The sequence below is a fragment of the Caulobacter sp. AP07 genome (genome assembly GCF_000281955.1).
Taxonomy (GTDB): domain Bacteria; phylum Pseudomonadota; class Alphaproteobacteria; order Caulobacterales; family Caulobacteraceae; genus Caulobacter.
In genome coordinates this window covers 51567-68419 of sequence record NZ_AKKF01000205.1, presented here as the reverse complement: position 1 = coordinate 68419, position 16853 = coordinate 51567, and the positions used below count along the sequence as shown (strand labels likewise).

Annotated in this window: 14 protein-coding genes; 6 read left to right on the top strand and 8 right to left on the bottom strand. The window is 66.2% G+C overall.

From position 1 onward, the window contains the following. Window positions 1-130 precede the first annotated feature (130 nt). Window positions 131-1594: an amidohydrolase family protein gene (locus PMI01_RS18520; RefSeq protein ID WP_007672400.1), complete on the bottom strand. Its 1464-nt coding sequence runs from the start codon at window positions 1592-1594 to the stop codon at window positions 131-133. A gap of 11 nt (window positions 1595-1605) precedes the next feature. Next, window positions 1606-3870, bottom strand: coding sequence for a TonB-dependent receptor (locus tag PMI01_RS18515; RefSeq protein ID WP_007672399.1), 2265 nt, complete (start codon window positions 3868-3870; stop codon window positions 1606-1608). 111 nt (window positions 3871-3981) lie between these two features. Between PMI01_RS18515 and PMI01_RS26150 the strand changes: the two genes are divergently transcribed. The 4 genes from PMI01_RS26150 to PMI01_RS18495 all read left to right on the top strand — a co-directional run bounded on the left by PMI01_RS26150 (window position 3982) and on the right by PMI01_RS18495 (window position 6914). Next, entirely contained in the window at window positions 3982-4773 is a 792-nt protein-coding gene (locus PMI01_RS26150; protein WP_157223815.1) for a TetR/AcrR family transcriptional regulator, read from the top strand. A gap of 79 nt (window positions 4774-4852) precedes the next feature. After that, window positions 4853-5455 carry a cupin domain-containing protein gene (locus PMI01_RS18505; RefSeq protein ID WP_007672397.1) on the top strand — a complete coding sequence of 201 codons (603 nt, stop codon included), beginning with the start codon at window positions 4853-4855 and terminating at the stop codon, window positions 5453-5455. Between the two features lie 270 nt (window positions 5456-5725). After that, complete coding sequence (locus PMI01_RS18500; RefSeq protein ID WP_007672396.1) at window positions 5726-6568, top strand: fumarylacetoacetate hydrolase family protein; 843 nt, start codon at window positions 5726-5728, stop codon at window positions 6566-6568. Between the two features lie 4 nt (window positions 6569-6572). Beyond that, window positions 6573-6914: a DUF6572 domain-containing protein gene (locus tag PMI01_RS18495; protein WP_007672395.1), complete on the top strand. Its 342-nt coding sequence runs from the start codon at window positions 6573-6575 to the stop codon at window positions 6912-6914. On the opposite strand, the gene PMI01_RS18490 is transcribed toward PMI01_RS18495, so the two are convergent. The 3 genes from PMI01_RS18490 to PMI01_RS18480 all read right to left on the bottom strand — a co-directional run bounded on the left by PMI01_RS18490 (window position 6879) and on the right by PMI01_RS18480 (window position 10506). Continuing rightward, window positions 6879-8252 carry an anthranilate synthase component I family protein gene (locus tag PMI01_RS18490; protein WP_007672393.1) on the bottom strand — a complete coding sequence of 458 codons (1374 nt, stop codon included), beginning with the start codon at window positions 8250-8252 and terminating at the stop codon, window positions 6879-6881. The genes PMI01_RS18495 and PMI01_RS18490 overlap by 36 nt on opposite strands. Before the next feature lie 340 nt (window positions 8253-8592). Further along, window positions 8593-9165, bottom strand: coding sequence for a hypothetical protein (locus tag PMI01_RS18485; RefSeq protein WP_007672391.1), 573 nt, complete (start codon window positions 9163-9165; stop codon window positions 8593-8595). A gap of 135 nt (window positions 9166-9300) precedes the next feature. After that, the gene (locus tag PMI01_RS18480) at window positions 9301-10506 is read right to left on the bottom strand and encodes an MFS transporter (protein ID WP_007672389.1); all 1206 of its coding nucleotides are present in this window, start codon (window positions 10504-10506) and stop codon (window positions 9301-9303) included. A gap of 544 nt (window positions 10507-11050) precedes the next feature. On the opposite strand from PMI01_RS18480, the gene PMI01_RS18475 reads away from it, so the two are divergent. Next, on the top strand, window positions 11051-12517 hold the full coding sequence (locus PMI01_RS18475) for an amidase (protein ID WP_007672384.1): 1467 nt from the start codon (window positions 11051-11053) through the stop codon (window positions 12515-12517). 67 nt (window positions 12518-12584) lie between these two features. Continuing rightward, window positions 12585-13184 carry a TetR family transcriptional regulator gene (locus PMI01_RS26145; RefSeq protein ID WP_007672383.1) on the top strand — a complete coding sequence of 200 codons (600 nt, stop codon included), beginning with the start codon at window positions 12585-12587 and terminating at the stop codon, window positions 13182-13184. 55 nt (window positions 13185-13239) lie between these two features. Here PMI01_RS26145 and PMI01_RS18465 read toward each other — a convergent pair whose 3' ends face one another. From PMI01_RS18465 to PMI01_RS26140, 3 genes are all read right to left on the bottom strand, one after another. Next, entirely contained in the window at window positions 13240-14154 is a 915-nt protein-coding gene (locus PMI01_RS18465; RefSeq protein WP_007672381.1) for a ketopantoate reductase family protein, read from the bottom strand. Between the two features lie 19 nt (window positions 14155-14173). Continuing rightward, window positions 14174-15331, bottom strand: coding sequence for an enolase C-terminal domain-like protein (locus tag PMI01_RS18460; RefSeq protein ID WP_007672379.1), 1158 nt, complete (start codon window positions 15329-15331; stop codon window positions 14174-14176). A gap of 135 nt (window positions 15332-15466) precedes the next feature. Then, window positions 15467-16675, bottom strand: coding sequence for an aromatic ring-hydroxylating oxygenase subunit alpha (locus PMI01_RS26140; RefSeq protein WP_007672377.1), 1209 nt, complete (start codon window positions 16673-16675; stop codon window positions 15467-15469). Window positions 16676-16853 lie beyond the last annotated feature (178 nt).

Here is a 16853-nt window from a genome sequence, read left to right as displayed (position 1 = left end):
GCCAGCCGCCGGTCCAACCAACGGTGACAGCGGGATCGGGACGGCCTGCCCCGCCGGAACGCCGGGGAGGAATGGGCGCCCCGGCGTGGCAGGGTCTGAGGGGCGGGAGTCCTTCACCGCCCTTCGAACCTCAGGGAAGCATCGCGGCCTCGGCGTCGTTCTCGAGGCGGTAGAAACCCGCCCACGCCGCCTGGACCTGCTCGATCGGAATCTGGGCCAACCGACGGAAAATATTGTCGCGAGAGCGCTCCGTGCGGGCCCTGAGGCTCGGCCAATCCACGCCGACCAAACGGCCGTCACGCTTTACGAAGCGGCCAGCCACCAGGACATTGTGGATGTCCGAAGACTGGGCGTAGAAGACAACAGCCGCCACAGGATCGTTAACCGCGACCATGGGCACGGTATCGGTGCGGATCATGATGATGTCCGCCTGCTTGCCAGGGGTCAGGCTCCCCACAAGGCTCTCGAGGCCGAGCGCGCGGGCCCCGCCAAGGGTCCCCATTTCCAGGATCTTCCGGGTCGGGTAGTCCAATCTGGTAGGGAGATGCCCTGCACGCTCATAGTCCCGGAACCGCTGGGTTTGCAGCATGAGGCGCATCTGCGCGAACATGTCGCCGGACACGTTGGAGCAGATATCGACGCCCAGGCTCGGATGGCCGCCCGCGGCCTCGAACCGTTCGGCGACGGGATAGCCCATCCCCATCTGCAGCTCGGTTTCGGGGGTGGTCGAGATGGATGCGCCGTGCTCGCTGACCAGGCGGATTTCCTCGTCCGTGAGGTGCGCGCCGTGAACCAGAAGGAGATCCTCCCCAAGCAGCCCGGCCTTGGCCAAGCCTTCTATGATGTGCAACTCGTTCTCGACGCCGACCCCGATATGAGCACTGATCCGCGCCGGCTGCAGGGTCCGGCACCACGCCATCTCCTCAAGCACCGGCGCCATGTCCGAAAAGGCGCTGAACTCGCTCGTGGCGATCCCGAACCGCAGCAGCCCGTCGTTCGAAGGGAAGTACTTGTCGCGGGCACGTTCGGCGTTCGCGCGGTGAAAGCTGGACAGCGGACCAAAGAGTTCCGCCTTCAGCGCATCGACGTCGATATCCTGGTCGCCCGGACGGTAGACCGGATTGCGGTAGACCCCATAGCCGAAGACGCCCCGTATGCCCGCGTCCAGCAAGCCCTGCGCAAGACCGTCGGTGTGGTCTTCGGAGAGCTGGAGGTGCGAGTGGTCGATAAAGGTCGTAACGCCAGCGTTCAGGGCCTCGATCGCGCCCATGTAGTTGCCGACATAGGCGTCTTCCGGATCGTAGCAGACGCTATACATCGTGCGCATCTGAACGGTGTAGTCGAACAGGCTCCAGTCCATCGCCACGCCGCGCAACTGGGTCTGCCAGACGTGGCGGTGGGTATCGACAAAACCCGGCATCACGATCATGCCGGCGGCGTCGACGACCTCGGCGTCGTCGACATCCAGCCGGGGCGCGATCGCGACGATCTTCCCTTCTTCGATCAGCAGATCACCAGTTGGGAAGTCTCCGACGAGGCGATCCATGGAGAGGATCGCGCCGCCGCGGATGAGGAGCCTGTGGGAGTCGGACATCGTCATGTTCCTCAGAAACTGTAGCCGAGCGTCACGCCGTAGGTTCTGGGTTCTTCGAGGAAGCCGTTGATCGGAAAGCCGACGAGGGCGGAGCTGACGAAGGCGTTTGAGACGTAGGTCTTGTCCATGATGTTCCGCACGAAGGCGGTCACCGTGATGGTCTTGTCACTCGTCGTGAAATTGACGGACGCGTTCAACTTCGCGCGCTGTTTCTGAGCGACGTCCGATCGGTTGAAGGCTGTGTAATAGACCTTGTCGGTCCAGCTGGAGTCGCCCCGGAACGTCAGGACGCCGACCGAGAGGTCAGCCGAGTACTCGCCGTAGAGGCTCAGCGTCCAGTTGGGCGCCTGCGGCAAGGTGTTGCCCGCATTATCGAAGGCCGGAGCGCCGTGGTCGAAGGTGACGCCGTCGCCGGCGGGCCGGGACGGATCGACGCTGACATAGTTGTCGAACCGGGCGTGGAGGTAGGATCCCGTCAGGCCGATCTCGAGCGGGGGCGCGGGACGGGCGCGCATTTCCAGCTCGAGGCCGTAGATCTTCGCGGTCGCGGCGTTCTCCAAGAGGAGCGTCGCGCCGACCACCTTGCCGACCTGCAGATTCTTGTAGTCGTAATAGAAGGCCGCGACGTTGGCGCGGAGCCGACGATCGAACATCTCGGCTTTGACGCCGCTTTCGTAGGCCGTAACGGTTTCGGGCGCGATCGCGGGTTGAACACCGCCGAGGTTATAGGTGCCGCTCTTGAAGCCTCGAGACACCGACGCGTAGAGCAACGTATTCGGATCGAGACGGAAGTCGAGCGATGCGCGCGGCGTGAACGAACTCCAGCTCTCCTGGGGTTTGCAGCCCGGCACGGAGGGAAGGTCCTCGGCGCAAACCGCTTGCGGGATCACCGGCGCGCCCAGGACATAGGGTCGCGTCAGATCGAACTGGAGCAGATCCACGATCGACTTGCGTTCCCAACTGTAGCGGCCGCCCATGGTCAAGCTGAGCCGATCCGTCGCCTTGTACGCGACCTGGCCGAACAAGGCCGCGGCCTTGGTCTTGAGCGATCCCCCCGCGAAGTAGCCCTGCCGCAAGACGCCTGGCCCGCCGAAAATGATATCGTTGGTGGGGTCGGCGATTCCGCCCTTGATGCTCTCGTGGAAATAGTAGGCGCCCAGGATCGCGTGGGTGCGGTCGGTGTCATAGAGCGCTTGGAATTCCTGGCTGGTCTGCCAGGCGCGTTCGGATTGCAGGATCGGCGCGAGTTGAAAACTGGTCGAGTCCAAGTCCGCGGCGGTGGCGTAGTTGGTGTAGTGATAGGCGCTGATCGAGCGGAACGTCCATTGGTCGACCATGTGCTTCAGGTCCGCCGAGACGCCCCAAATTTCACGCCGATTGACTGGATCGGCCTCGTTGGCGATGTCGCGGCGGCTTGGCGCGACGACCCCGCCGAACGCCAAGCCGTAGGGGGTGATCGGCTGGCCCGCCGCGGTGAACCCGGCGCCCCCGAGATAGTGGTAGCCATTGGCGTGGTCGTTCTCGCGATGATAGTCGCCGACCACCAGCAACTCGGTGTTCTCGCCAGGCTTGTAGAGGAATGAGGCCCGCACGGACCGCGCCCTGGCGTCATCGATATCGTTTCCAGTAACGATGTTGCGTCCGTAACCGTCGCGGTCATTGGTTTGAATTGCAATCCGTGCGGCGAGCTTCTCGCCCAGCGGGATGTTGATCGCGCCCTCCACGGCCGTGCGATGATAGTTTCCGGCCGTGGCGTTGAGGTAACCCGAAAAATCGGAGTCAGGCCGGCGCGTGATCAGATTGATCGAACCGCCGGTGGCGTTACGGCCATAGAGCGTGCCTTGCGGTCCGCGCAGCACCTCTGCGCGGTCCAGGTCGTAGAAGCTCGAAAGCGCCGACGCCGAGCGGGAAACAAAGACGCCGTTCACATGAAAGGCGATGCTGCCTTCCGCGCCGGTACTGAGGTTGTCCAGGCCGACGCCTCGCAGGGCGATCCGCGCCACGCCCAGTTGCTGACCCAGGTTGAGGTTGGGGACCATGGTCTGCAGCGCCTCGATGTTCGTGGCGCCGGCCTTGACTAGGTCATGTCCGCTCATCGCGGTGACTGCCAGCGGCACATTCTGCACGGACTCGGTGCGCTTCTGGGCCGTGACCACGATCTCCTCAAGGCTCGTCGCTGCGGCTCTTTCAGGCTTGTCTTGCGCCAGCGCCGCGCCCGCCATGCAGGCCGTAACGGCCATGGCCCCCGCGCTCGCGAGCAATCGCGTTCTGTTCATCCGGAATCCTCCCATCGCCCCGGATCTTCGTCCGGGCTGATCGCTGCGCTCGACGGGACTCGATTGGGTCCATTCCGCGCTGCATGACAGGATTGTCTTGACATATCATGATTGTCAAATCATAACGAGATATGTTTTTCAGGATTGAATTCGGAGGGCGCGTCGGTGATTGAGGAGGCGGTCAGTCTGATCGGCGGCGCGCGACCGTCCGGGGCGGGACCGCGTGACCAACGGGACGGCAGCGAGATGAGTGAAGATTCGACGGGTGTGGTGCGTCACGGCGACCGGAAGCGCGAGTTCACTCGCGGCGCGATTTTGGATGCGGCCGAGCGCCTGTTGGATCGGGACGGCCAGGACGCCTTTTCGATGCGCGAGCTCGCGCTGGAAGCGGGCATGGCGGTCACGACCCCGTTCGCCCATTTCGGGTCCAAGAGTGGTGTGCTGCGCGCGTTGATCGACAGATACAACGCGCGTATCGAGGCGCTCTACATGGCCCGCGGGCCCGCGGGCGACGCCATCGATCGGTTCTTTTTCATGGCGGAGGCCGGCGTCGATTACCTGCTGCAGAATCCGAGGCTGTCGAAGTTCGTCGCGGGCTCGCTGCTCACCGCGACCGAGGCGCAATCGCACGTCGGATTGCGCCGAAACAACGAGTTCCTCTGGCGCTTGGCGCTGCAAGATGGCGCGCCCTTTCTCGCCGATCGGGAGTCCTTGTGGAGGGTGCTTCTGCCGCAGCAGGCGGTCGTCTCGTTCCGGGGCGCCCTCGCCCTTTGGGTCGCCGAGGGGCTGACCGACAACCAGTTCCGGGCTGTAGTCGCAAACAGCCTGGTCATCATCCTGCTGGGCTTCGCGCCGCCCGAGCACCGTAAGCGGATCACCGACAGGACGCAGCCAGTCGAATAGGAGGCCGGCCCGGTCTTCGAAGCGACCTTCGAAATGCGTGGTGCGAAGTCGCCCGCTAAAAAAAGGGACAGGGAAGCACATGGACAGAACCGCTCGTCGCGTCGTCACCGGCCACAATCAGGACGGCAGGGCCGTCATCGTTTCGGATGGTGCGCCGCCGGTTCATCTTTCCGACGAGGCGTCCAAGACCGCCTTCTTCGAGATTTGGAACACCAACGCCTCGCCGGCTCCCGTCGCTGCGACCGAGGCCGAGCCGACCGCCCGCCCGGTCAAAATCTCTCCGCGACACAACGGTTCGATCATCCGGTTGGTCGATTTCCATCCCGGCGGCCCCGGCAAGAACCGAGGCGGCGATCAGGCCGATCTTCAGCAGAGCTTCGCCAAATACGGCGACGCGACCGCTTCGACCTGGAGATCCGACTCCCCCCATCCGGGCATGCACCGCACGGAGTCCATCGACTACGGCATCGTGCTCGAAGGCGAAATCCACCTTGTCCTCGACGCGGACGAAACCCGTCTCACGGCCGGCGACATCGTCGTCCAGCGCGGCACGAACCATGCCTGGGACAATCGCTCGGACAAGGTCTGCCGCATGGCCTTCATTCTGGTAGATGGCGCGTTCGACGGTCAACTTGCAAACTGGTTTCGTCCGACTCAGCCATCCGCTAACGCCACGGCTTGAAGACCGCGCCCGACACGGGCGTTGGGGTTCTTGGCGTCGCCGCGTTTGAGGTGTTCCGGCGATGCGCGCGTCTGACAAGCAGCTTTCCCGGGGCTCGCCAAGGACGTCGTCACCGAAGGATGTCGGCCGTGACGGCGCGCCGTCCCTTGCGCAGGGTATGGGAAAGCGCCGGCAGGCGACTAAACGCGGGGTGTCGGCGCGCCCGCGCGCCGTCCCAGATTTTCTGGCGCACTCAGCGTCACCGCCCTCCACAAGCCAAATGAAACGCCGATGAAACTGATCAGCTTCCGCTACCGCGGCGTCGCCAGCTATGGGGCTGTCGTCGGCGACCGGGTGGCCGATTTCGGCGCCGTCGCCGGCAATCCTGCGCCAGATCTCGTCGGCGCCTTGCGGCTGGGTCTGATCGCCCCGTTGCACGCGGCGGCCGAAACACACATCGCCCTGAACGACGTCGAATTGACGCCCGTGGTCGTCAATCCCGGAAAGATCTTCTGCGTGGGCGCCAATTATCGCGCGCCTGGCGAACCCGTCGCCGCGCCGGCCCCTGAATATCCGTCGATCTTCACGCGCTTTGCCGACACCCTGGTGGGCCACGGCGGTTCGATCCTCCTCCCGAAGGTCTCAACGCGCCTGGACTATGAAGGCGAACTGGCGGTCGTGGTGGGAAAGGGCGGGCGCGCCATAGCGCCGGCCGAGGCCATGGACCATATCGCCGGCTTTACCTGCGCCAACGACGCCTCGGTCCGGGACTGGCAATCCCATACGCCGCAGTTCACGCCTGGAAAGAACTTCCCCGCCACCTGCGGCCTTGGACCCTGGCTGGTTACGCCTGACGAGATCGCCGACATCGCGACCGCCACGATCACCACTCGGCTCAACGGCGCCACGATGCAGCAAGGGGGCCTGAGCGAGCTGATCTTCCCCCTCCCCGCCATCATCGCCTATCTGTCGACCTTCAGCGCCCTGTCGCCCGGCGATCTCATCCTCACGGGCACGCCCCTCGGGGTCGGCGCCAAGCGCCAGCCGCCTGTGTGGCTGCGTTCGGGCGACTTGGTCGAAGTGGAGATCACCGGTGTTGGCCTGCTGGCCAACACCATCGCCTCGGAGTGTTGATCCGATGAGCGCCTGCCCGTCCGGCGACGGTCTAGATCTCGGCGATCTCATCGATGCGGTGGACCTGGAGCCCGTCAGCGACATGGTCGTTCTGACGATCCTCGACCCCGGCCGCTGGGAAGACGCCGACCGCAGCCTGAGGACCTTGGAGAACAAGCTCGACGCTTGTATCGCCTTTATCGTGGACCTGGAGGCGAACTATCCTGACGCCGCGGGACGGTCGCGTCGCATCGACGTGGTGACGCGCCATGCTCTCGACGACGCCGGCCAGCGTCTTATCGAGCACGCGGCGAGCCTGACGCTGATCCAGCTAGGGGTCGACATTCGCTATCGACGCCAGCAGTGAGGCGTGGTTGGACGGACGGCCCGTCCCTGTAAGGGCGTTCAACAGGGTGCCGATCTTGGCCTCGGTCTCCAATCGTTCCGCGCGCGGCGCGCTCTGAGCGACGATCCCGGCTCCGGCCCGGGCTTCCCATCGCCAACCCTTGTCGTCCCGCGTGAACGCGACGGTGCGGATCAGGACGCTGGACTCGAACGCCCCGTCGACCCCGGCCCAGAACAGGGATCCGCAATAAGGCCCTCGCGGCGTTTCCAAGTTGGCGATCACACTCATTGCCTGCACCTTGGGCGCGCCCGTAATCGATCCTGGCGGGAAGCTGGCCTTCAGCAGATCCGCGGCGGTCAGCCCTGGGCGGAGCGTCGCGGTGACGGTCGACACCAGATGATGGACGTTCGAGTAGGTCTCGACGCGGAAGAGTTCCGGAACGCGCACGCTGCCCGCCGGACTGACGCGGGCCAGGTCGTTGCGCATCAGGTCGACGATCATCAGATTTTCGGCGCGGTCCTTGTCGCTGGACAGCAGTTCGGCGGCCAGGCCCTGATCCTGCGCCGCGTCGGCGCCTCGCGGACGGGTTCCCTTGATGGGCCGGGTGTTGATCGCGCCGTCGCTGGCCACCTGGACGAACCGTTCAGGAGAGTTGGAAACCAGGGCGCGATCGCCGAGCCGCAGATAGGCGGCGAACGGCGCGGGGCTCGTGGCCAGCCGGGCGAGAAGATCAAAGGGCGCGGCGCCGCTCACCAGCCGTCCCGTCCAGCTACGCGCGATATTGGCCTGGAACAGTTCGCCAGCCTCGATCCGCGCCACCACGGCGCCGACCGCGGCCTCGTAGCGCTCGGGCCGGTCAGCGACCAAATCCGTGCACAGCCGGTCATCGAACCGCTCGCGAGCAGGCGTCTTCAGCCACGTCAACGCGCCAGCGGCGCGCTGCTGCGCGGCGCGCTGGTTCTCGCCCCGACCGACGGCGACGACCCAGCGGCCGACATGATCGAACGCCAGCAGGGCGGGGTAGCGAGCGCACACCAGATCAGGCCAGTCGGATCGCGCCAGGCCGAGCCGCTCGACCCGATCGCCCAGTTCGTAGCTGGCCAGGCCCACCACCCCGCCTTGGAACGGCGGTCCCGCCGGGTCGATGTCGCGCCGGGGTCCGATCAAGTCGGCCAGCAGGACGAACGGGTCGCGTTGATCGTCCGGGGGCACGGTCAAGACCGCGTCAGGCTTGCGCAGCAGGTAGGACCAGCGCCCGCCGCCCGAGATCAGCAAGCAGGCGAACGCCTCGTCCCGCCAGGGCGAAAGCGCGTCGACCGGCTCGCGCCATGGCGCCTGCAGGATCGCGGTATGCCGCATGGTCGAATGTCGCGGGCGCAGGGTCTAGACTCCCGGCAAGCGCGGGGCGGGCGAGACCATCAGGCGCCTCCGACCGGACAGATCTTGAGGCTGGTGTCGGCTGCTTTCCGGTCGCCAGCCCGGCGGGCGATACTGTGTCCACGCCGCCGCCAGCAGGGTCGAAAGCCTCATTGCACACATGCACCAGGGCTCGCGCCTCGGCTGGGGGCGGCGGATGGCGTGCGGCGTCAGGACGCTGCCGGTGATCTGCACGGGAACCTCATCAGGATCTTGTGGCCCGCCTATGGCTAGGCGCGGCCGCCTTGGGTTCCCATACCCTGTCCAAGGGACCGCCCACTGCTTACCGGGGAGGCGCGCGCGGCCGCTCGGGATCGAGCTTGGGCGCGAAGAGCCGAAACCACGGCCTCAGCCTCGAACGCCAAGCCTCGGGCGCACCAAGGGTCATGTTCTCGACGCCGCGCACCAGGAAATACATCGCCACCACCAGACTGGCGAAGCGAAGCATCACATCGTCTTCCGGATGAACGGCCTTGGCGAACAGGACGGTCAAGGCGCAGATCACCTCGATCACCCCGTAGACAAACAGCCAGCGGCCCTTGATCGCGACAAGAGCCAGGCCGAGCGCGACCGTCGCCAACCCGGCCTGGGGCGTCAGGGCGAACGCGAACACGGCGGGCGAGACGCCCGCCCACAACAGCACGACGATTGCGCCGGCGTACACAACTGCGCCGCCCAGCCATAGCAGACCGAAGGTCGTGAAAATTCGCGCGGCCCAACCGCGACCACTCGTGACCCGCGCCGGTCCAAACCAACCCGCCGTCACCGCGGCGCCCGCCAAACCGACAACGGGCGCGTAGGGCAGCGCCGAGGCCAGAACCGCCAGCAGGGGCGCGAAGGGATCGTTGGCGAGCATTTTCAATCTCGGCGATTCGAAGCACGAAGACTATGCCAGGATCCGTCGCGGCGCCCTTGGCGTCGCGGCTGGGGCGTCAAGCGCTCGGCATGGGCGCGAGAGAGCGGATGCCGCCGCCTCTCGCGCGCCGACCCCCTACTCGCCAGCCGGCGCGTGTTGGACCGAATCCGCGAGCGGCGTGATCTTGGCCTTGAGGTTGCGGCCGGCCACGAGCAACGGCTTCCACACCAGGGCGGCCATCAGGACGTAGGCCAGAACGTTGACCCAGCCCAAGGCCGCGTAGCTGCCGGTCGCCGACATGATCGCCCCGCCGATGGCCGGACCGATGGCGGCGGTGATCGCCATGACCGCGGTGGCCACCGCGGCGGCCCGACCGCTGGGCTCCAGTTCGGAGATCAGGCTGAACATCAACGGCGTCAGCAGATAGAGCATCATGATCGAGGTCAGCTCGCCGCCGCCCCAGATGATGATGTGGCGCGAATAGACGACGGCGACGATGGCGGCGATCTGGAAGGCGATGGCCACCAGGATCGGCGCGAGACGACCAAACCGTACGCCAAGCGAGGCGGTGATCGCCGGGCCCAGCAAGGCGAAAAGCGCGCTGAAGCCGAACACCGCGGCGATCTGGGCATGGCTCAGGCCATTGGCCAGGCCCACGCTCTCGGCATAGGGAAACAGCAAGAACAGCGCCACGCTGTAGACCCCAAACCCGATCAGCACCCGCCGCACCAGCGGCGTGAACGCCTTCTTCTCGACATCGAAGTCCAGCCCCTGGTCGGCGGAGATCAGGTAGTTTGGGGCCCCGATCAGCGTGAGACAGGCGACGCCGGCGAAGACGCTGAAGAACACCAGGACCCGGACCGGATCGTAGGCGGCGTTGAGGATGGCCATGCCGGTGAAGAACAGGGCGTTGAAGATCGTCTGACCAAAGGCGATCATCGTGAAGGCCCGGTCGGGACGGGGCGCCTTGGCGGCGAACGCGTTCGACACCGTGTAGAGGCCCCCCTCCCCGGCTCCGGCGATCAGCCGGGCGGCCAGAAAGAGCGGCCAGTTGGCGTGAACGATCGCGAACCAGCTCAGCAATTGACCCAGCAGCAACAGCAAGCCGCCGATCATGGCGGTGACCCGGCCCGGCAAGGCGGCAAGCTTGGCGCTGACGATCATCGACGCCAGGCCCATGGCCAGCAGTTCGGCCGCCGCGGCGGTGCCGCCGGCGCCGGCGCCGCCGAACACAGTCGTCGCGGCGCCGACCGTCAGCGGCAAGGCCCCAAAAACGAGAGATCCCGAGGCGGCCCCGACGGCCAGGGCGACATATTCGGTTCGCCGGTAGTTAAACGCCAAGATCGTCCCCTTTGAATCGCCCGTCTGGTGACGCGGGCCGTGGGCCTGAAGGTTTAAAGGCTTGTCTTAGTCCGTGTCCGCCGTCGTCAGCTCAGATCGCAAATAGGTCCCGCCGAAACTGCGCCGCTTGGCCGTCGAGGGCCATGGGGCGGAGGTCGCGGCGTCGCGCCAGACGCTTGGCTTGATCATGCCGCCGCCGCGGCAAGCCGCCATACCCTTTGCATGGGATGAGCGCCGATCGCGGCGCGCGGGCGCCTGGCGGATCCGGTCACCAGCAGAGGGTATCAGGCGGCGGCCACGAGACTTGCTAGCGTCGATGATCAGTTTCGTGTCGATCGATCCCCGGTGGTTCGCGTCGGCCATGCGACAAAGGGAGTCACCATGCCGTACCTGAAAGCCCTCTGGCTTGGCGGCGGCGCGGGCGCCAGCGCAAGTCCCGTCGGCGCCCCGCACCTCGCCGATCACGGCGCCGAATTTGATCGATAGGCCGCGTCCTTAGCCGGACAGGGTCCCGGGGCGCGGACCTCGGGACAGGGGAAATCCAATGCAACTGCATGAATACGCCAGTTTCGATGGCTTGGGCCTGGCCGACCTGGTCAAGAGACGCCAAATCAGTCGTCGCGAAGTCGCGCGCTGCGGCCTCAACGCCATCACCGCCATGAACTCCACGCTCAACGCCGTGATCGAAGTCTATGACTATGCCGTGGCCAAGCTGGACGACGGACCGGACCTGGAAAATCGCCCTTTCTTTGGCGTGCCGTTCCTGCTCAAGGACATCGGTTCGCATGACGCCGACGTCAAGCATGAGCTGGGCAGCCGGCTGACCAAAGGCCTGAACGCGCCGCCCTTCGCCTCCGAACTGGTCAACCGGTTTCGAGGCTCCGGCGTGACGATCCTGGGACGCACCAACATTCCCGAGCTTGGCACCTCCTGCACGACCGAGCCGCTGCTCTACGGTCCGACGCTCAATCCGTGGGATCTGAGCAAGTCGCCCGGCGGCTCGTCGGGCGGCGCGGCCGCCGCCGTCGCCTCGGGCATGACGCCGATCGCCCACGCCAACGACGCGGGCGGCTCGATCCGTTGGCCCGCCGCCTGCTGCGGGCTCTTCGGCCTCAAGCCAAGCCGCAACCTCAACCCGGTCGGCCCCGACGCCGGCCTGCCGGTCAACGGCTACGCGGCCGAACACATCGTGTCGCGCACCGTGCGCGATTCGGCGGCCATGCTGGACGCCACCGCAGGGCCCGACGCCGGGCCCTGGTGCTACACGCCCCGTCTTTCCGGCTCCTATCTGGCCGAGACCATGCGCCCGGCGGGGAAGCTGCGGATCGGCCTGAATCTCCATACGAACTTTCCGCCCACGCCCCTGCAGGCGACGGTCGTGGAGGCCACGCTCGAGGCGGCCAGACTGTGCGAATCCCTGGGGCATCAGGTCGAAGAGGCCAAGCTGGAGTTCGACCACGAAGCGCTGCTCCAGGCCAACTACGTGATCTGGGCCAGCGGCATCCGGCGGGGCGTGCTGGATCTGAGCACCCTGGTGGGCCTGGCTCCCTCGCCCGACACCATCGAGCCGCACAATCTGGCCGCCTTCCACGCCGCCGAGGCCATGACGGCGGCGGACCTGCAGGGCGCCCTGGCCAGCCTGAACATGATTTCGCGGGCCTATGGCGACTATTTCTCGCGCTACGACGTCATGCTCACCCCGACCGGCTCCAGGGAGCCGTCGGATCTGGGGGCGTTGACGGCGATCAAGGCCGACACCTTCTACGACTGGTACATCGAGATGATGAAGTTCTGCCCGTTCACCGCCTCGGTGAACATGGCGGGCGTGCCGGCGATGTCGGTTCCGCTCGTCCACGGCAAGTCCGGCTTGCCGATCGGCAGTCACTTCGTCGCGGGACTGGGCCAGGAGGCGATGCTTCTGCGATTGGCCTCGCAACTTGAATCGGCCAATCCGTGGGCGGATCGCGTTCCGCCGATCCATGTTCGCCGCTTTGGTCGCGATCACGACTAGAGTCGCCGCGTCGAGTCGAACGCGGTATCGCAACTCCATCGGCCTCCGAGCCAACGGGAACCTGACCATGGCCTATCTGTCGCGGAACGAACGGCGCATCGAAATCCTCGACGCGGTTGTACGCATCGCCGGAGAGGACGGGTTCGCGTCCGCGTCGGTCCGTCGCGTCAGCCAGGAACTCGGGATCGCTTCGGGCAACATCCACCATCTGTTCGCCTCGGCGTCCGATCTCAAGCGCGAGGCGTTTCGCCGCTTCGCCGAGCACGAGGTCGCCCGCCTGGACGCTTCGGCCCAGGAATTGCCGCCCGAGGAGCGGCTGATCACCTACCTGCTCATGCCGGCTCTCGACACCGAGCTGTCGACCCGGCGCCTTTGGATGTCGGCGGTCGAGGAAGCGGCGCGGGATGAGGAGTTTGGCCAGCTCTACTCGTCCCTGACCGAGATCTGGCTGGACCGGGTCCGGCAATTGCTGATCCTGGAGGCGGGCGGCAAGCTCGACCACGACGCCGCGACAAAGGCGGCCTGGCGGCTGATGTCCTTCTCGGTGGGCGTGACCTCGTTCGCCGTCGCGCCGGACCTGCGGATCGGATCGGACGACATTCTCGCCCATATCCGGACCCTGATCGGCTTCGAGCTGGCGCTGGCGGCCGGCCCCGTCAGGGCCTGACGGGACCATGGGGCGAGCGCGGCGGCGGATTCTCGCCGTCGCTGGCCTCCATGGCCTAGAAGCCGCGTTCGCGCTGCCGCACCAGGGCGGTCAGGGTCTGATTGATCGGGGCGGCCAGGCCGGCCCTGGCGGCGGCGGCGGGAATCGCGCCGTTGATGACGTCGATTTCGCCGTGGCGGCGGTTTTCGAGATCCTGCAGCAAGGATGGCCGGGCGTTGGGCATGCCGGCCGCGAAGGCCCGGACGTGGGCGATGGGGTCGTCGACCTTGATCGCGATCCCCAGGGCGCGGGCCACGGTCCAGGCCTCGATGGCCGCCGCGCGGCTGATCGGCCCGATCTCCGGGTCGTCGAGGACCTCGCCGACGGTCATGCCCGTCAGGGCGCAGGGCGCGCTATAGGCGACGTTGCAGATCAGTTTTTCCCACTGCATGGCCAGGACGTCCGCACTGGCCTCGGTCTTGAACCCGGCCTGACGCCAAACCTCGGCGACGGCTTCCACCTTGCTCATCGGCGCGTCGGCATAGGGCCCGATGCGGATCAGGCTCATGCCGTTGTGGAAGACATGGCCTGGCCCGCGCATGATGGCGCCGAAGGCCGCGGCGATGCCGATGCACAGGCGATCGGGATCGACGAACCGGGCCAGGACGTCGGCGCTGCCGACGCCGTTCTGGATGGTCAGGACCATGGTGTCGGGACCGATCAACTTACCCAGGGCTCGCCCCGCGGCCTCGACCTGGGCGGCCTTCACCGCCACGATGACCAGGTCCATGACCCGATCGGGGGCCTGCGTGACCGCCTCCAACTGGACGGTCCGGTCGCCCGAGGCGCCTTCGACGCGCAGGCCGACGCCGTTGATCGCGTCGACATGAGCCTGGCCGGTATGGAGCGCCAGCACCTGATGTCCCGCATCGGCGAGCAGGCCCGCATAGATCGAGCCCATCGCGCCGCATCCGACCACGCAAATCTTCATGGCTTTAGGCCCTCTTCTGCTAGGCGCTGATCTTGTCGAGATGCGGCTTGAGGTTGGGCTTGGCTTCCAGGCCAAAGCCCGGATGGTCGGCCGGGCGGATGAACCCGCCGCCGATCTCGCATTGCGGCGAGTAGCCGCCAAAGGGCTGGAAGACCGTGGGATAGGCCTCGCAGCCGCCCAGGTTCATGCCCGTGACGATGTGCAGATTAATCAGGTGCCCGCCGTGCGGATAGGACGCGGCGCGATCGAAGCCGTGCGCCTCCATCAACGCGATGATGCGGCCAAACTCGGTCAGGCCGTAGCTGAGGCCCGCGTCCATCTGGAAGATGTCCTTGCCTGGACGCATCCCGGCGAAATTGAGCAGGTTGCGCACGTCCGCGGTGGAGAACAGGTTCTCGCCCGTGGCGATCGCCCCGGCATAGTTGGCGCTGATCTTGGCGTTCAGCGCATAGTCCAGCGGATCGCCGATCTCCTCGTACCAGCGAAGGCCCAGCGGTTCGATCTCGCGGCCATAGGCCATGGCGGTGTCGAAATCGAAGCGGCCATTGGCGTCGACGGCCAGGCGGGCCCCGGTCCCGCAGGCCTGCAGCGCCGCTTGAATCCGCTTCATGTCGTCGGCTAGGCTCGCCCCGCCGATCTTGATCTTGAAGGCGTCGAAGCCGGCGGCGATGTAGCCTTCCAGTTCGGCCTTCAATCGATCCAGGCCGTCCTCGGGGTAGTAGTAGCCGCCGGCGGCGTAGACCGCCGCCTTGTCCGAGGGGGTGCGCCCGAAGGCCCGGCCGATGGTGGCGTAGGCCGGTTCGTCCGCCAGCTTGGCGTTGAGGTCCCAGAAGGCCAGTTCCAGAGCGCCGAGGGCGGCGGCGCGGTCGCCATGGCCGCCGGGCTTCTCGTTGCGCAACGCGGTCCTGGCGACGGCCTCGCAGTCAAAGCCTTGCGCCCCCAACAGCGACGCGGGATCGGCGCTCAGCAGTCGCGGGATCAGTCGATCGCGCAGGATGCCGCTCTGGGCGAAGCGCCCGATCGAGTTGAAGCCGTAGCCGACGACGGGCTTTCCGGCCCGGATGACGTCGGTGATGACCGCGACCAGCGAGACGTCGTGTTCGGCGAAGCTGACCACGGCGTTGGAGACGGCCCCCTCGAGCGGGACGCTGATTTGGCGAATATCGACGATCTTCAAAGCGACGTTTCCTGGCTATGACGACGCGACCGGCGCGCAGACCGCATCGGGCGCACCCCCGCGCACGGCGAGACGGTTTGGAAAGCAGACGCCGCCGACCGGCCCTGTGGCGGCCGGCCGACGACGGTCAGACAGCTAGGCCGTCTGAGTTTTGGGCAGGAGGGCGTCGGCGGCCGCGCCCATCTTGGCCAGCAGCCACTGGTGCATCTGGTGCAGCGCGCGCTCCTGGTCGCAGTAGCGTCCCGGCTCGAACACCTGCGAGCGCACCACGGCCTTCACGCGGGGCATGAAGCCGACATCTTCGGCGACGATCGGCGCCATCATCGCGTCCAGTTCCTTCAGCCGTTCCTCGAAATCGGGCAGCTGCGCGCTTTCGGGGGCGACCATCCAGCGCCAGATCAGGCGATGCCGGTCCACCGCCTCGACCTCGATGCGCAGCCAGAGCATGAAGTTGGGGCCCATCACCATGTGGAAGGTGGGATAGATGTTTACGACCGGCGAATATTCGTGGAAGAACGGCGGCAGGTTGGGGATGTTGGGGAACGGGTGGCCCGCCTCCGGCAGATACTCGTCGTCGTGGCCGCCGATATGGACGAAGAACAGCGAGTAGTTGTTGTTGGTGTCTTCGTAGAGCGCGTTCTCGGCCAGCGAGACCTTGCCGATGCTATTTTTGTGGACGCCGATGTGGTGATAGGCCTCGGAGAAGTTCTCCAGGGAAATCTTCCAGTTCCAGTCGAACTCGAATTCCTTCCACGGCACCGACACCCAGTCGTCGAGCTTGTAGACGGCGAGCTTCTCGGTCAGCGCGGAGATCTGCCCGGCCAGCGGTTCGGCCTGGGGATCGAGATTGACGAAGACGAAGCCGTTCCACACCTCCAGCTTGAACTCCGGCAGGCGCACCGTCTTGGGATCGAACCCTTCGATCTTGTTCATCTGCGGCGCGCCGCGCAGCCCACCGTCGATGTTGTAGGTCCAGGAGTGGTAGGGGCAGACCAGCGCCTTGGCCACGCCGCAGTCGGTCATCAACTGGGTGCCGCGGTGGCGGCAGACGTTCGACAGGGCGCGCAGCACCCCGTCCTTGCCGCGGATGATCAGCACCGGCTCGCCGAAGATCGCGGACGTGACGAAGGCGCCCGGTTCGGCCACCTCGTGCACCCGCGCCAGGGCATGCCAGCTGGGCCGCAAGACCTTCTCGACCTCGCGCTCGTGATAGGCCCGGTTGCTGTAGACCTTGAGCGGCATGACGGACGCCTGCTCGAGCGGTTTGGTGACGTTCTCGACCTCGACCGCGGTCAGGTGAGACGCCAGGATTTCCTGCTCGCTGATGTCGCCGGAATATTTCATGGCCGCTCCCAACATTGACGACCCAGGCTAGGTCGCCGGGCCGGGCCGGGCACTACCCTTGCGTTGTTACCCGTCGTTCGGCTTGGCCGATCGTCCAGCGACGCGGCCAGACGCCACGGCGACGGTGGTCCCAAGCGAGGGGTATGTCGCGGCGGCGCGAGATTTGAGCTTCTTTGCG

Coding starts and splice junctions, on each gene's coding strand:
- PMI01_RS18520 (WP_007672400.1), bottom strand. CDS start 1,594: ATGTCCGACTCCCACAGGCTCCTCATCCGCGGCGGCGCGATCCTCTCC.
- PMI01_RS18515 (WP_007672399.1), bottom strand. CDS start 3,870: ATGAACAGAACGCGATTGCTCGCGAGCGCGGGGGCCATGGCCGTTACG.
- PMI01_RS18505 (WP_007672397.1), top strand. CDS start 4,853: ATGGACAGAACCGCTCGTCGCGTCGTCACCGGCCACAATCAGGACGGC.
- PMI01_RS18500 (WP_007672396.1), top strand. CDS start 5,726: ATGAAACTGATCAGCTTCCGCTACCGCGGCGTCGCCAGCTATGGGGCT.
- PMI01_RS18495 (WP_007672395.1), top strand. CDS start 6,573: ATGAGCGCCTGCCCGTCCGGCGACGGTCTAGATCTCGGCGATCTCATC.
- PMI01_RS18490 (WP_007672393.1), bottom strand. CDS start 8,252: ATGCGGCATACCGCGATCCTGCAGGCGCCATGGCGCGAGCCGGTCGAC.
- PMI01_RS18485 (WP_007672391.1), bottom strand. CDS start 9,165: ATGCTCGCCAACGATCCCTTCGCGCCCCTGCTGGCGGTTCTGGCCTCG.
- PMI01_RS18475 (WP_007672384.1), top strand. CDS start 11,051: ATGCAACTGCATGAATACGCCAGTTTCGATGGCTTGGGCCTGGCCGAC.
- PMI01_RS26145 (WP_007672383.1), top strand. CDS start 12,585: ATGGCCTATCTGTCGCGGAACGAACGGCGCATCGAAATCCTCGACGCG.
- PMI01_RS18465 (WP_007672381.1), bottom strand. CDS start 14,154: ATGAAGATTTGCGTGGTCGGATGCGGCGCGATGGGCTCGATCTATGCG.
- PMI01_RS26140 (WP_007672377.1), bottom strand. CDS start 16,675: ATGAAATATTCCGGCGACATCAGCGAGCAGGAAATCCTGGCGTCTCAC.